Here is a 13624-nt window from a genome sequence, read left to right as displayed (position 1 = left end):
ATTGAATATAGGCTTATTTGGGTTTGGTGTAGTAGGGCATGGCCTGTATGAAGTACTGCAAAAAACTCCGGGCCTTCAGGCAACAATCAAGAACATTTGCGTAAAAGACAAGAACAAGCAGCGTGAAATAGGCCCGGAAAATTTTACGTACGATAAAAACGACATCCTTAACGACGACAGCATTAATGTTGTGGTAGAGCTTATAGACGATGCCGATGCTGCGTACGAAATTGTAACGGCTGCACTGAAAAAAGGCAAGGCTGTGGTAAGCGCCAACAAAAAAATGGTGGCCGAACACTTTGCCGAACTGCTGCAACTGCAACGCGAGTACAATGTACCGTTGCTATATGAAGCGGCTGCTTGTGCCAGTATGCCTATCATCCGTAACCTGGAGGAGTACTACGATAACGACCTGCTTGATTCTATAGAAGGCATTGTAAACGGCAGTACAAACTATATACTTACCAAGACCTTTTCCGAAAACCTTAGCTATGCGGATGCGCTGAAGCAGGCTCAGGATTTGGGCTTTGCCGAAAGTAACCCGATACTGGATACCGGCGGTTTTGATGCTAAATACAAGCTACAGATATTACTGGCGCACTCGTTTGGCTACATAGCTACCCCTGATGAGATATTCAACCTGGGCATAGACAATATAGGCGAACTTGAACTGAAGTACGCCAAAGAAAAAGGCTTTAAGATAAAACTGGTAGCACAGGCTTTTAAAGGTGCAGACAATACCATTTCGGCATTTGTGACGCCTAAGTTTGTAACCCCGGAAGACCGTCTGTATAACGTAGACGATGTGTTTAACGGTGTGCTTACCAAAACGTACTTTGCCGATACACATTTCTTCGTAGGCCGTGGTGCGGGTGCTTACCCTACAGCATCGGCTGTATTGTCTGATATTTCGGCACTGAGCTATGACTACCGCTACGAATATAAAAAGATACTGCGCCAGGAAAACCTGAGCCTAAGCAACGATGCCGAGCTTAAGGTACTATTGCGTCACCTTAAAGACGATGCGGAAGCCCTGAAACTGAAATTTAATACTGTAGAGGAAGCCTACCTTAATAACAGCGCGGGCTACATTACAGGAGATATTACGCTGAGCAACCTTAAACAACTGCAACAGCAATACGGCAGCGATGTTTCGTTTATCCTTATCAATGTGGTTAAGGAAACGAAGAACGCCTCCACAGCGCAGGTAGCCGTGCCTGCATAACAAACAAAGGATTTTCTTTCAACTATTTTCCAATTACCGGAAGCCTCCCTACTCCACTGGGGAGGTTTCTTTTTTTAACAAAAAGCGGTTTGTATTGAACTTTTGAATATATTAGCGCTGCTAATTTTTAAAACATTCACAAATTCATTTAACCGACCTTTTATGGAATCAAACTTTTTTAGTGGCAACACTTACTTTATTGATGAAAAAGTAAACATGTTCAAATTTGAAAATGCGTACCGCGTATACGATGGCGATGGCCAGCAGCTGGGTAACATCAACCAGAAACTTACCGGTGGGCAAAAAGCTCTAAGGCTTATACTGAACAAAAAAATGCTGCCTTTCCTTCTTGAAATCCGTGATGCACAAGGCCAGCTACAGGCTACTATTTCGCGCGGGTGGACATTCTTTATGTCTAAAATTACCATAGCTGATGCAAACGGTACACCTGTGGGCCAGATAAAACAAAAATTCACGCTGCTTAAACCTGCTTTCAACATTACCGATATGGCAGGCATACCACTGGGCTATATTAAAGGCGACTTTGTGGCCTGGGACTTTAAAATTACCGATGCCAAAAACCAGCCTATAGGTGTAGTAAACAAAAAGTGGGCAGGTGCATTAAAAGAGCTTTTCACCACTGCTGATAAATACCACGTGCACATAAGCGGTGCGCTTGAAGATACAAAAACACGTATCGCGATTATTTCTGCTGCGGTAACCATAGATATGGTACTTAAAGAAAATAAGTAATCATTACTTTATACAACAACAAAGGCGGCCCGAAAGAGCCGCCTTGTTTATTTTTATGGTAAAGATATTATTCTATACCTTTAAGGATTCCAAGGAAATCATCCGCTTTAAGCGATGCACCGCCTATAAGGCCGCCATCTACATCGGGCTTACCGAAAATTTCAGCTGCATTATCAGGCTTCACGCTACCACCGTAAAGGATAGAAGTAGCTTCAGCTATTGCAGGGCTTACTGCTTCTGCAATTAGGTTACGGATAAACGCGTGCATTTCCTGAGCCTGCTCCGGTGAAGCCGTAAGGCCTGTGCCGATAGCCCAAACCGGCTCATAAGCAAGTACTACGTTTGCCCAGTTTTCCTGCGCAATGTGGAAAATACCTTCGCGAAGCTGGCTTTCTACCACCGCAAAGTGGTTTTCGCTTTGCCTGTCGGCAAGTTCTTCGCCAAAGCAGAATATAATTGTAAGGCCATGTGCAAGGGCTGTATCTACTTTTTTGGCAAGGATTTCATTGGTCTCGCCAAAATAAGCACGCCTTTCAGAGTGGCCAAGGATTACAGTATTAATGTGTGCGCTTTTAAGCATACCTACCGATACTTCACCTGTATAAGCGCCGCTTTCGGCCTGGTGCATGTTTTGTGCAGCAACAATAATACCGGTACCGTTAGTTTTGGCTACAGCAGTAGTAAGGTTGATAAAACTTGGTGCTACTACCAGTTTAGCAGTAGTAGTTTCAGGCTTTTTAGCTATTAGTTCATCAAGCAGGGCTACGGTCTGGTCAATGTCGTTATTCATTTTCCAGTTACCTGCAACGATCTTCTTTCTCATTATTGTATTGATTTTAGTGTACTGATAAGTTTCTCATCGTCGGCTTCAATAGCACGGAACAGCGCTATCTTACCGTTTTTGTCTATCACCATATAGCGCGGAATCCAGTCCAGCTTAATGTCTTCGCTAAAAGCACCTTCCTTCATGCTGGTACCTACGTGGTAATTGTCGCCGCCCTTAGTGTTGAACGACTCTATACCTGCTTTCCATTTTTCGATAACACGGTCATACGACAGGAACAGGTACTGCACATCAGGGAACTGCTTTTGCAGGTCGTGTACCTTTGGCATGCCCTTTTTACAGTCCGGGCACCATGATGCCCAAACGTCTATAACCACAACCTTGCCTTTATACTGGGCAAGTATGTCTTTAAAAGCTATCTGGGTACCGTCTACAGCGGTCATTTTTGCTTCAAGCGCTTCATTACCGAAAGCGGTTTTATCCTGTGCCTGGCATGCTATCATTATAAACAGTATTGGCAGTAAAAATAGTTTTTTCATTTTAATATATAGTTAATTGTAGCAAATTTACGACATCGCCTCTAACAAAAAGCGCGTTATTTAATTTTAATAACATTGCCGTTCTCGTCAGACAATGTCCTTTCATAAGTCCTTAATACATATTTACTATTACGCTTTGCTACCACTTTGCACCTGCTAATATATGTATAAGCAACCTGATTTGGAGAATGCAGGTTGGCACCAAAGCTAAAACTGTTATCTTCATTTTTAGCAAGTCCAAAATAGGTAACATGGCCTGTAAAAAGGCTGTCCGGTATTTTATAGGTTTCAGACGAAGGCTCCTCTTTTACAGGGTATGCTTTATTTTTGGCAATGTCAAGCGAATACAAATACCCTTGGGTATGCCCATATGTATGATCTGAGCTTACATAAATAAATGGCTTCCCCTGAAGTAAGAGCACCTCAGCACCGGAAATATAATAGTCACTAAAATCAGCTTCGTTAAGTGAAAACAAGGTATCCTTTACAGTACCGTTTTTCATATACACTACAAATTTCTCTGTCGTCCAGTCATTAGTCTTGTAACTGTCGTATGCAATTCTTTTTCCTGAAACAATCCCTACCTGAACTCCAATCTCGGGCTTACGGATTTCAGGTTCAGCCGGCGGCACTATAGGTTTTTCTTGTTCTGTTACCGAATCTTTATTTGTCTTTACAGCAAAGGGTACTGCTTTGTTCTTTTGGCAAGCCGTAAACACAAGTAGTCCGTATAGTATAAAAAGCCATTTCATCTTATTCCAATCGAATCCTTGGGTCCAGCCATGCATAAATCACATCTACCAATATGTTTATCACTACAAAGGTAGCGGCGATAACCAGTACGCTGCCCATAATCACGGGCAGGTCGAGTGTATTAAGTGCTTCCACCACTTCCTTACCCAAGCCGTTCCACCCGAAAATATATTCAACGAATACCGCTCCGGCAAGCATACTTGCAAACCACCCCGATATGGCAGTTACCACAGGGTTTAGCGCATTCTTTAGGGCATGTTTACGGATGATGCGTATTTCACTTAAACCTTTCGCACGGGCCGTACGGATATAATCCTGACTGAGTACCTCAAGTAATGAGTTTCGCATCAGCTGTATCACCACCCCAAGCGGACGTATGCCCAGCACTACGGCAGGCAGTAATATGTTTTTCCATTTTATGTGGCTGCCTTCGCCAAAGTCGTCCACTTCGTACAGGCTGCCGGTCATGTTCAGGTTGGTAAATTCATGCAACAAGTATCCGAATAACCATGCAAACAATATGGCTGCGAAGAAGGACGGCAGGCTCATGCCCAGTGTACTCAGTAAGGCTATGGTGCGGTCTATCCAGGTGTCTTTATACAATGCCGAAACAACGCCCAGCACTACCCCTATTACAATAGCTATAACTATGGCAAAACATGCCAATACTACGGTATTTGGCAATGTGTCGCCTATTACCTGTGTTACTTTCTTGCCACTTTTCTGGAAGCTTTCTCGTAAATAAGGCGCTTTTAGTACAGTAGTTGTATTGCCCGTGGTGAACAGTTTTGCAGCACTGTATTTCCCTTCTGCTAAAAACGTATAGTCATCGGCATTGGTACTGTGGAACGACAGCGGCGAGAGGTCATTAAGGTAATACAAGTATTGTGTACTTATGGGCTTATCAAAACCATATTTTTTACGGATGAGTGCCAGCTGTTCGCTGTTCTCGTTTTGGTCCAGCATCATTCGGGCAGGGTCGCCCGGCAGTACGGTAAACAAAAAGAAAATAACTGTAACCACCCCAAACAATGTTAGGAGTGCGTACCCGGCTTTATGTAGAAAATAGCGTATCAATTCTTTCTGTTAAACACGTCTTTAAACACCTTAACCATAAAAATAACATTCATTATCAGCCCTGCAAGCATGAATAAAGCGCCAGGAATAACCATTACCAGATTACCCTCTGAGCCTTTATACAGGAAAAAGCCAATGAAGTATAAGATAAGTGAACCTATAAGCGGTTGTATCCTTTTATTCTGTATCATTTTTTATTGAGTTCTTTCATAAGGGCGGCCCCGGTAAATTTATTACCTGTTATACCTTCCCAGTCTTTAATGATATTGCCGTTCCAAAGGTAAATAACCCCCGGGGTATCTTTACTGCCACCCAGCAGATTCCAGAACGCGGCTACATCCATAATCTTGTATGGGTACTTAGCCCCGGCAAAGTCAAAGAATTCCGGTATCTTTTCGGCTTCCTCATCCATAAAGATGATTTCCAGTTCAGGGAAGTCCTTGTTTTTCTTCCTAAGTTCGGTTATTTCTTTGGCGGCATCACGACAATGCTCACAGCCCGGTACAAACAGCCCGATGATTTTTTTACCCTTATCGGCATTGGCAAAAAACTGCGAGTATACCGATTTTTTCTGCGCAGGCCCTACAGGCTTGGCTTCTACAGGTTTTTCCTGCGATGCGGCAGGTGTAACAGCAGCATCCGTTTTTGCAGGTGCATTATCCACAACAGGTGCAACAAGGGTATCTTGTGCTTCTGTAACAACAGTATCATTGGGGAAAGCAGCGGCTTCTTCGGGTATCGGTTCGCCTACTTCAAACGTAGGTGTAGTGCTTGCTTTAGGCATCGGGGCCACCATGAACACTCCAAGTATTGAAGCAAACAACACGGTTGTAAGCACCCAGAAGTTATTTTTATCTGAACCTGATGGCAATAACCTGTACAGCCATACAAGCAACGCTACAGTGGCAAGGTTTTTAAACACCGATTCCAGCGGGGTCATAGGCAGCAGCGAACCGAAGCAACCGCAGTTGCCTGAATTTCCACCACCGGCTATGGTTATCAGCAGGTGGATAATGAATACCACAAGCAGTGCTATGGTAGACGGTACCACAAACCTTTTAAGGTAATGCGGCTGCAACAGTAGTAATCCAAGTGCTATTTCTATACCGATTAGTGTACGCGAAAAATATACGGCAAGCGATTGTGAGAAGCCCAGCGGCACCAGTTGCTTTACTTCAAAGGTGGAAATAGCAAAGTACGGTGAAGGGAACATTTTGGCTACAGCCGAAAAAAGGAACAGGAATGCTACCAGCCCCCTTATGGCGTATGCTATGTTTTGCTTATTGGAATTGACCATTTTTTAATTAGTTTTCCTCAAAATTAAGGCTTAAACCAATGCGTTTTGTTAATGACTTGTTATTGAACTGACTTAAACTTTTTCCGATTGGCTGCAAAAAGGTCTTTTTGCCCCATATTTCACCTGTTTTCTTACTCCGTAGCGCTGCTATGCAGTGCAAAAAAGCTAAAATCTGGAACAAAAATCCCTGTTTTTCGCTTCAATCAAAAAAGTCCAAGTCAGTTCATTGTGCGTACCCAAGATGGATTAGCGCAAAAACACCGTAATTCAGCATGTCCTGGTAGTTGGCATCTATGCCTTCGCTTACCAGTGTCTTGCCTTTATTATCTTCAATCTGCTTTACACGGAGTATCTTCTGCAAAATCAGGTCGGTAAGCGAACTTACACGCATGTCCCTCCAGGCCTCACCGTAGTCGTGGTTTTTAGCCATCATCAGGTCTTTGGTCAGCGTTACTTTCTCATCGTATAGCTTCGTGGCTTCTTCAGCAGTAAGGTCGGGTTGTGTGGCTACTCCCAGTTGCAGCTGTATCAGCGCCATGATGGAGTAGTTTACTATGGCAATGAACTCCCCCGTTTCGTCCTCGTCTACCATGCGTACCTCATTTTCCTGAAGGCTGCGTATACGCTGGGCTTTTATAAAAATCTGGTCGGTAAGCGATGGCAAGCGGAGTATACGCCAGGCGGGGCCGTAGTCTTTCATTTTATTGGCATAAAGCTGTCGGCATGCGGCTATCACCTTATCGTACTGCTGGGATGTATTGCTCATTTAGTAGTATCTTTGCTTTGAAATTTTTTCAAATGTAGTAAAAAACGCCCCAACCCCAAAGCGGGGCACCAAACTACCGCTTATGTATATAAACTGCAAAGGAAACCTCATCGACCTGAGTACCCCGAAAGTAATGGGGATATTAAACGTTACGCCCGATTCATTCTTCGACGGGGGGAAATATAAAGACGGAACCACAATGCTCAACCAAACCGAAAAGATGCTGGCCGAAGGTGCCACGTTTATCGACCTTGGAGCATATTCCAGCAAGCCAAATGCCGAGTTTGTAACTGAAGATGAAGAGCTGCAAAGGGCTGTACCTGTAGTTGAGCTGTTACTGAAGCATTTCCCGGACACGGTTATTTCTATTGACACGTTCAGGGCAAAAGTAGCGGCTGCCTGTATAGAAGCCGGTGCTGCCATAATAAACGACATTGCCGCCGGTTTACTCGACGAAGCCATGATACCTACCGTGGGCAAACACAAAGTACCTTATATAATGATGCACATGCGTGGCACACCGCAAACCATGGTGAAGCTTACGCACTATGACGATATCATAGGCGAAATGCTAAAATACTTCAGAGAGCGTATTGCTGTAGCGCGCCAGCATGGTATAGATGATATAATTATAGACCCCGGCTTTGGTTTTGCCAAAACATTAGAACAAAACTATGAGGTTATGGGTAAGCTGGAGCTATTCAGCACCATAACCGGGCTGCCATTGCTAAGCGGTATTTCTCGCAAGTCGATGATTTATAAACTGCTTGGCACTACCCCACAGGAAGCACTTAACGGCACTACGGCACTAAATACCATTTCCCTTATGAAAGGTGCCAAAATACTCCGCGTACATGATGTAAAGGAAGCGATGGAAACGGTAAAATTATTTAATATAACAATGAAGTAATGTAGCGATTAGCCGATTGTTTAATATACCAATTGATACATTGATACATTGATACATTGATACATTGATACATTGATACATTGATACATTGATACATTGTATAGCAAAAAAAATCCCGCCAAGAATAGGCGGGATCATTTTTCCGGATGGAAAAATTAAAAACACGAAACTAACACTACTTTACAATTAATTTCTTCACAATACCTTCAGATGTTTTTACAAGGTAAATACCTGTAGCAAAACTGTGGGTATCTATAGTATAGGCTTGCTTTGCAGTATGCACCAGCTTACCTGAATAATCATATACATTAATATCAGCTACACGGTTAAAGTATACAATACCGTCTGCAGCAGGGTTAGGGAACAGTGTAAACGCTTTTGGCTGTTTCACTATCTCACCTGTAGAAAGGTTTTCAGTATTGATACCGTATATACTTAGCGTACCACTGATTTCATTAGCAACAATAATGTACGGAGTACCTGTAGGGCTGTTTTCTGCATCGATATATGTGATACCTTCAGGACCGTTATCGCCACCGTAAGCAGAAACCATACGGCTGTTTTTGTAGTCTACAAACTCAGCATTTGCTGGGTCGGTAACATCATAAACCATAACACCACCTACCCTTTCAAGGCCTACGAAAGCAAATACCCTGTCGCTTATGTGTGCAAGGGTCAGGCCTTCCGGTTCAGGACCTTTAGCACGGCTACGGCTCTTAAAGCTGTTGTCTTCGCTGTCTGAGTTAAACAGTGCACTGATAGACGGCTCAGCGGCAGTATACCTTTCGAAATCATCACCACTGTCAAACACTATCTGCTTGCTGTCGGCATTGAAGATTGAGAACGAACGTGTACCTACGGCATAGATTTGCTCGAAATCTGCATCGGCATCGGTATTACCGTTAAGGTTAGTTACCCTGAAACGGCCTGCATTGAATGACTTTTTAAGCATTTCAGCCTGAGGATACAGCGCGCTGTCCAGTGTGTAAGAAGAAGCACCAATAGTAGTCCTCTCTACAAAACCGTCGTATTCTTTTTCGTCGCCTTCGTTAGCTGTAACTATATAGTTAGTACCGTTTACGTTGTAGTTACCCATACCGTCAGGGATAAAGTACGCTTGTACCGGCCAGTTGGCTATAAGCACTTCGCCGTTGTTGTCAGATATATCAAAACCGTTACCCGGCAGGCTCATGTCTTTAGTTCCAAGACCCCAGATGCTTGTAATAGCACCTGTAGCAAGGTTGATTTCAGCAACAGCGTTGTTTTCCTGAAGTGCAACCCATGCTTTTTGAGAATCAGCACTTATAGTAATGTACTCCGGCTCAAAATCCTGAGACATGGTGCTGGTAAGCTTCAGTTTACGTACACCCGATGCAAGAAGCGTAGCTTCGGCCTCAGGAGTGTTGTATGCAGTAAAGTAAATTGTATTTACGTTAGCATTGGTAAGGTTAGCCGCACCGCCTGTAATATCGATGATACTTACCGAACCTTCAGGGTCTATACTGTAGTTGGCATTCGGCTGGCCTTCGTTGGCAGTAAGTACTTTTGTACCGTCCGGAGTGAATGAAATGTTATCCGGCAGGGCACCTACAGTTACCTGGCTAAGGAATGTACCGTCTGTATCAAAGAATACTACTGAGCCGTCTTCGTCTTCAGGGTCGGCAGGAGAAGCTACAGCTACTACACCGTTTTTAACCGCTACGCTGGTTACACCACCGTAAGAAGTCATGTCTATAGATGAAAGCGTAGTTGGAGTTTCAGGGTTAGCAAAGCTTATAATATCAAGCCTTCCTTCTACTGCACTTGTAGTGAACAGCTTTTGTGAAGCAGCATCGTACACTACGATTTCGCAAGTACTGTCGTTTGCACCCGATGGGTCAAAGCTGCCTATGTAGTCAAGCTCTATAGCATGGCTTGGCTGTGGCGCTACGTTGTCATTGTCTTTAATATAAATGGTAGCAAAAGTATCACCTGTTATAGAAAGTCCCTGAGGGTTTTCAAGGCTTACCACAAAATATTCTGAATGCTGCTCAGCAACCTCATCATCAATTACAGGGATGCTCACGGTAAATGTGTTACCTGTACCCGGAATGTTCAGGGTTTGCGTAGCAAGGGTAAAGTCGTTGCTGTCTGCAGTACTGAACGGTGCAGGTTTCACCACAAGTTCTACCGTACCGGCAGCAGGGCTTTCTACATTCAGTACAAGGTTTATAGTACCGTCACCTTCGTTTGCTACGATAAATGTTTCGTCGAAAGCAATGGTAGTGTTGAAGCTGAATGTGTACACATAAGGGCAAGCCATGGTAAGACCGGCCTCATCTTCAATATTGTTTACAGTAAGCTCATAAGCAGTACCTGAAGCAAATGCAGTACCGTAAGTAAGTACCACAACATTTCCTGTAGCTACAGCAGATACAAGGCCATTGATACCACTGTAGTTAGTAAGTACAGCCGCAGCAGTAGCATCAAGCTCATTGTTAAACGTAAGCTGGATTGTTGTACCGCTTAGTACGGTAGCAGCCTGTACAGCAGGCGAAGATGGGAATGCCCAAGCAGGCCATTGCTGTGCAGCAGTTCCGGCAGCAACACCCACCCAGTTAGCAGGGTTCAGTATCGCAGCTTTAAGCTCGGCTACAGTACCGGTTTGTATACCGTTGTAGTATGCGTTTACAGTGTTACCTGCATCATTACCAGGGGCAGTGCTAAGGTTAGAAGCTGTAACAAGATCTGTAAGGGCAGCAGGAATCATAGAGTCGCTGCCGCTGCATGATGTATTTGCAGCAACCCATCCTTTAGATGAAAGTGCTGTAATATAGTTAGGGTTTGCAGCCGTACCTGTATACACCATTACCTGGTCGCCACCAGAGCTAAGGCCAAAGCCGCTTCCGGTTGCAGTACCTGTATTGGCTACAAGTGTATCGGTTTGTATGGTTATAACCGAACCGGCAGGCAGGCAGCTGTTAGCTGTCCAGGTAAAACCACCTGAACATTGCGCCTGTGCATTGGTAGTATATTTTGCATCGGTAAAGTTAATCATGGTACCGGCAGCAATATCTACAAATGTTATAAGTGCTATCTGGTCTTCGGTAGATGAAGCATTCATCCTGTAAGCTACAAATGCCATATCTCCCGCTTCAAACTCTGTCTGAACCGAAATAGTAGTAAATGTAGCAGCTACAGTAGCAGCCACAGCATTATCGCTAAGGTCTTCAACCGTGTTCGGAAGAAGCGCTACATAATACTGCTGGCCGTTAGCCAGTGCAGCAGCAGGGGTTATAGTAATAGTGTTGTTTGCATAAGTAGCATCAAAAGCTACAGCAGGGCCGTTAGCACTGCCTGTATGAAGGCTTACTACAGCATCAACGTTAGTATTGTTTATAGCTGTGTTATCGGCAAGTCTTACAGCTTCGTTAAATGCTATGGTTATCGGTGTGTTTACCGCTACGTTAGCAGCAGCATCAGCCGGGGTAACAGTTACTACCGGAGGTGTAGTATCTGTAGTACCTTCCATCGGCGTAGCTTTAAGGGTAAAGTTATCAAAACGGTTGTTACCGCCATCGCCACCCGGGCCTACAGCAAATTCAACTTTTAGCTTAAAGTCAGGGTTGTTGTCAGCAGCAGGCACAGCACTGAAATCAAGTGTGGCCAGTGCCGGGTTACCGTTATTAGGGTCTACCGTAGTAAATACTGTATAAGTAGTACCGTCTGTAGAGTATGACCAGGTTTGAGTACCTGCGCCAGAGCCTGAACGCCTTGTAGCGAACTGCACTATAGCATTTTCATAACCTGTAGTAGGCAGTGAAAATACAAGCGCACTGCCTATAGGATCATTAAACCTAAGGTGTGTACCTGCTGCATCGCTGTTTTGTGCATTAAGGTTATCAACATCGAAGTTTTGTCCGGTTCCGCCGGCAAAGTCTATAACTGTACTACCGCTGATAACGGTAGCAATAGAAGGTGTACCTACTATAGACTGGGATACTGTGGTAATAGCAGCTTCGCTACTGTTGTTGTTAAAATTCCAGTAATGCAACAGTGTCTGTGCACCGGCTGCATTAGCGGCAAGCAAACCGCCAAGGAGCAGGAAGCTTTTCGTGTAGTTTTTCATCATGGTCGTGTAGTTAAAATATTGCTGCAAAATTCCACGACCAGTGTTATACAAACTTTAACTTAAAAACAAAGCTACATTACCATGATGTTACTTATGTTTTGTAAACGTAACCGATTGCGTAATATATATTAAATAGATATTAAGCCCGTTACTTTACCGCCTAATTACGAGGAAATTCACCTGTATTTAAAAGAAGTTGGGATTTACGGCACCCGAAATTGTATTTCTCATTTCATCAACCTGTGTTGTATACTCTTCCTTATCAATTGAAAAATAATGTATCTCCTTATCGGATTGATTTAAATCCTGAAAAACCGTATCCGTATTATGAAGCCTCCATACCAAATGAATCACATTATTACCATCCAGATACGCAAATATTATAAAATCATCCGATGCCGTTCCAAAACCTACCAGATAACCATGTATTACATCATCATCTATATCACTTAAACGATTATAGAAATAACTGAAAAGCGACTCTTTATCTTTAATATCTATATCTGCCCTCTTTGCATTGGCTACCCTCTTTAACCCGTTAAAAATATAGCCGTCAAGATAAACAAGATCTTCTTCAGTACACATAAAGTTACCACCAAACCACACTTTAGCATACCCCATAACGGGTTTTCTAAAATTAGTTATCTTATAATCTAAACCAAAATGTAACTTATTACCCAGTGTAATCATGTTGCAATACTATATAGCAAATAAACAAAAACCTCCGCAATTGCGGAGGTAATTATAACAGATTCAATACGCATTTTACTATATTACGGCATCAATACGGTATCTACTACATGGATTACGCCATTGCTTTGGTTTACATCAGCTATAGTTACTTTAGCCTTATTGCCCTTTGCATCTATAACCCAAAGGTCTTTGCCATCCATTTTAAACCAGAGCTTTTCACCCTGTACGGTTGTTGCCTCATATTTTCCACCGCCTTTTTTAATGGCTGCCATAATATCTGCCGCACTCCACTTGCCTGCCACAACATGATAGGTAAGCACGCTTTGCAGCATTTTTTTGTTTTCAGGCATCAATAGTTTATCTACCGTACCTTTTGGCAATTTATCAAAAGCAGCGTTTGTTGGCGCAAAAACAGTAAAAGGTCCTTTACCGCTAAGGGTTTCTACCAATCCTGCTGCTTTTACTGCTGCAACAAGCGTTGTATGGTCTTTAGAGTTTACGGCGTTTTCAATAATGTTTTTGGTAGGGTACATGGCCGCGCCACCTACCATTTTAGTTTTTTGTGCAAAAGATGTCCCGCTGATGAGCATGGTTAACGCGATTACGGCTGTAGCTAAAAATTTTGAAGTTTTCATAATGTTCTTTGTTAATGTTATAGTAGCAGTTACGCGGCAAAGAACAGGATGGTTTTTTAGTAAGATGATTTTTGCAAATTA

13 protein-coding genes are annotated in these 13624 nt (G+C 43.3%); 3 read left to right on the top strand and 10 right to left on the bottom strand.

Features of this window, described 5'->3' with window-relative positions:
• The first annotated feature begins 1 nt into the window (after position 1).
• Complete coding sequence (locus ACZIX4_RS14755; protein WP_463336400.1) at positions 2 to 1225, top strand: homoserine dehydrogenase; 1224 nt, start codon at positions 2 to 4, stop codon at positions 1223 to 1225.
• A gap of 162 nt (positions 1226 to 1387) precedes the next feature.
• On the top strand, positions 1388 to 1978 hold the full coding sequence (locus ACZIX4_RS14750; RefSeq protein WP_463336399.1) for an LURP-one-related/scramblase family protein: 591 nt from the start codon (positions 1388 to 1390) through the stop codon (positions 1976 to 1978).
• 67 nt (positions 1979 to 2045) lie between these two features.
• On the opposite strand, the gene tpiA is transcribed toward ACZIX4_RS14750, so the two are convergent.
• The 7 genes from tpiA to ACZIX4_RS14715 all read right to left on the bottom strand — a co-directional run bounded on the left by tpiA (position 2046) and on the right by ACZIX4_RS14715 (position 7194).
• Positions 2046 to 2801, bottom strand: a complete 756-nt coding sequence (tpiA, locus tag ACZIX4_RS14745) for a triose-phosphate isomerase (protein WP_463336398.1) — start codon at positions 2799 to 2801, stop codon at positions 2046 to 2048.
• The gene (locus tag ACZIX4_RS14740) at positions 2801 to 3301 is read right to left on the bottom strand and encodes a TlpA family protein disulfide reductase (RefSeq protein ID WP_463336397.1); all 501 of its coding nucleotides are present in this window, start codon (positions 3299 to 3301) and stop codon (positions 2801 to 2803) included. Before ACZIX4_RS14740 ends, tpiA begins: the two co-directional genes overlap by 1 nt.
• A gap of 56 nt (positions 3302 to 3357) precedes the next feature.
• Positions 3358 to 4053 (bottom strand): hypothetical protein, encoded by a 696-nt coding sequence (locus ACZIX4_RS14735; RefSeq protein ID WP_463336396.1) that lies wholly within the window; start codon positions 4051 to 4053, stop codon positions 3358 to 3360.
• Between the two features lies 1 nt (position 4054).
• Positions 4055 to 5131, bottom strand: a complete 1077-nt coding sequence (locus tag ACZIX4_RS14730; protein ID WP_463336395.1) for an ABC transporter permease — start codon at positions 5129 to 5131, stop codon at positions 4055 to 4057.
• The gene (locus tag ACZIX4_RS14725; protein ID WP_463336394.1) at positions 5128 to 5322 is read right to left on the bottom strand and encodes a hypothetical protein; all 195 of its coding nucleotides are present in this window, start codon (positions 5320 to 5322) and stop codon (positions 5128 to 5130) included. The genes ACZIX4_RS14730 and ACZIX4_RS14725 overlap by 4 nt, the downstream gene beginning before the upstream one ends.
• Complete coding sequence (locus ACZIX4_RS14720) at positions 5319 to 6428, bottom strand: MauE/DoxX family redox-associated membrane protein (protein ID WP_463336393.1); 1110 nt, start codon at positions 6426 to 6428, stop codon at positions 5319 to 5321. The genes ACZIX4_RS14725 and ACZIX4_RS14720 overlap by 4 nt, the downstream gene beginning before the upstream one ends.
• A gap of 223 nt (positions 6429 to 6651) precedes the next feature.
• Positions 6652 to 7194 carry a DUF1599 domain-containing protein gene (locus tag ACZIX4_RS14715; RefSeq protein WP_463336392.1) on the bottom strand — a complete coding sequence of 181 codons (543 nt, stop codon included), beginning with the start codon at positions 7192 to 7194 and terminating at the stop codon, positions 6652 to 6654.
• A gap of 82 nt (positions 7195 to 7276) precedes the next feature.
• Between ACZIX4_RS14715 and folP the strand changes: the two genes are divergently transcribed.
• Positions 7277 to 8104, top strand: coding sequence for a dihydropteroate synthase (gene folP / locus ACZIX4_RS14710; RefSeq protein ID WP_463336391.1), 828 nt, complete (start codon positions 7277 to 7279; stop codon positions 8102 to 8104).
• Between the two features lie 175 nt (positions 8105 to 8279).
• Here folP and ACZIX4_RS14705 read toward each other — a convergent pair whose 3' ends face one another.
• The 3 genes from ACZIX4_RS14705 to ACZIX4_RS14695 form a co-directional block, all read right to left on the bottom strand.
• Positions 8280 to 12215 carry a choice-of-anchor I family protein gene (locus ACZIX4_RS14705; protein ID WP_463336390.1) on the bottom strand — a complete coding sequence of 1312 codons (3936 nt, stop codon included), beginning with the start codon at positions 12213 to 12215 and terminating at the stop codon, positions 8280 to 8282.
• A gap of 186 nt (positions 12216 to 12401) precedes the next feature.
• Complete coding sequence (locus ACZIX4_RS14700; protein WP_463336389.1) at positions 12402 to 12905, bottom strand: hypothetical protein; 504 nt, start codon at positions 12903 to 12905, stop codon at positions 12402 to 12404.
• A gap of 83 nt (positions 12906 to 12988) precedes the next feature.
• Positions 12989 to 13543: a fasciclin domain-containing protein gene (locus ACZIX4_RS14695; RefSeq protein WP_463336388.1), complete on the bottom strand. Its 555-nt coding sequence runs from the start codon at positions 13541 to 13543 to the stop codon at positions 12989 to 12991.
• Positions 13544 to 13624 lie beyond the last annotated feature (81 nt).

This window comes from Flavobacterium niveum, assembly GCF_055231775.1.
This window is presented reverse-complemented; position numbering and strand designations above follow the sequence as displayed.

Excerpts from the sequence above, each read along its gene's own strand:
- ACZIX4_RS14750 (WP_463336399.1), top strand. The coding sequence starts at position 1,388 with ATGGAATCAAACTTTTTTAGTGGCAACACTTACTTTATTGATGAAAAA.
- tpiA (WP_463336398.1), bottom strand. The coding sequence starts at position 2,801 with ATGAGAAAGAAGATCGTTGCAGGTAACTGGAAAATGAATAACGACATT.
- ACZIX4_RS14740 (WP_463336397.1), bottom strand. The coding sequence starts at position 3,301 with ATGAAAAAACTATTTTTACTGCCAATACTGTTTATAATGATAGCATGC.
- ACZIX4_RS14735 (WP_463336396.1), bottom strand. The coding sequence starts at position 4,053 with ATGAAATGGCTTTTTATACTATACGGACTACTTGTGTTTACGGCTTGC.
- ACZIX4_RS14725 (WP_463336394.1), bottom strand. The coding sequence starts at position 5,322 with ATGATACAGAATAAAAGGATACAACCGCTTATAGGTTCACTTATCTTA.
- ACZIX4_RS14720 (WP_463336393.1), bottom strand. The coding sequence starts at position 6,428 with ATGGTCAATTCCAATAAGCAAAACATAGCATACGCCATAAGGGGGCTG.
- ACZIX4_RS14715 (WP_463336392.1), bottom strand. The coding sequence starts at position 7,194 with ATGAGCAATACATCCCAGCAGTACGATAAGGTGATAGCCGCATGCCGA.
- folP (WP_463336391.1), top strand. The coding sequence starts at position 7,277 with ATGTATATAAACTGCAAAGGAAACCTCATCGACCTGAGTACCCCGAAA.
- ACZIX4_RS14705 (WP_463336390.1), bottom strand. The coding sequence starts at position 12,215 with ATGATGAAAAACTACACGAAAAGCTTCCTGCTCCTTGGCGGTTTGCTT.
- ACZIX4_RS14700 (WP_463336389.1), bottom strand. The coding sequence starts at position 12,905 with ATGATTACACTGGGTAATAAGTTACATTTTGGTTTAGATTATAAGATA.
- ACZIX4_RS14695 (WP_463336388.1), bottom strand. The coding sequence starts at position 13,543 with ATGAAAACTTCAAAATTTTTAGCTACAGCCGTAATCGCGTTAACCATG.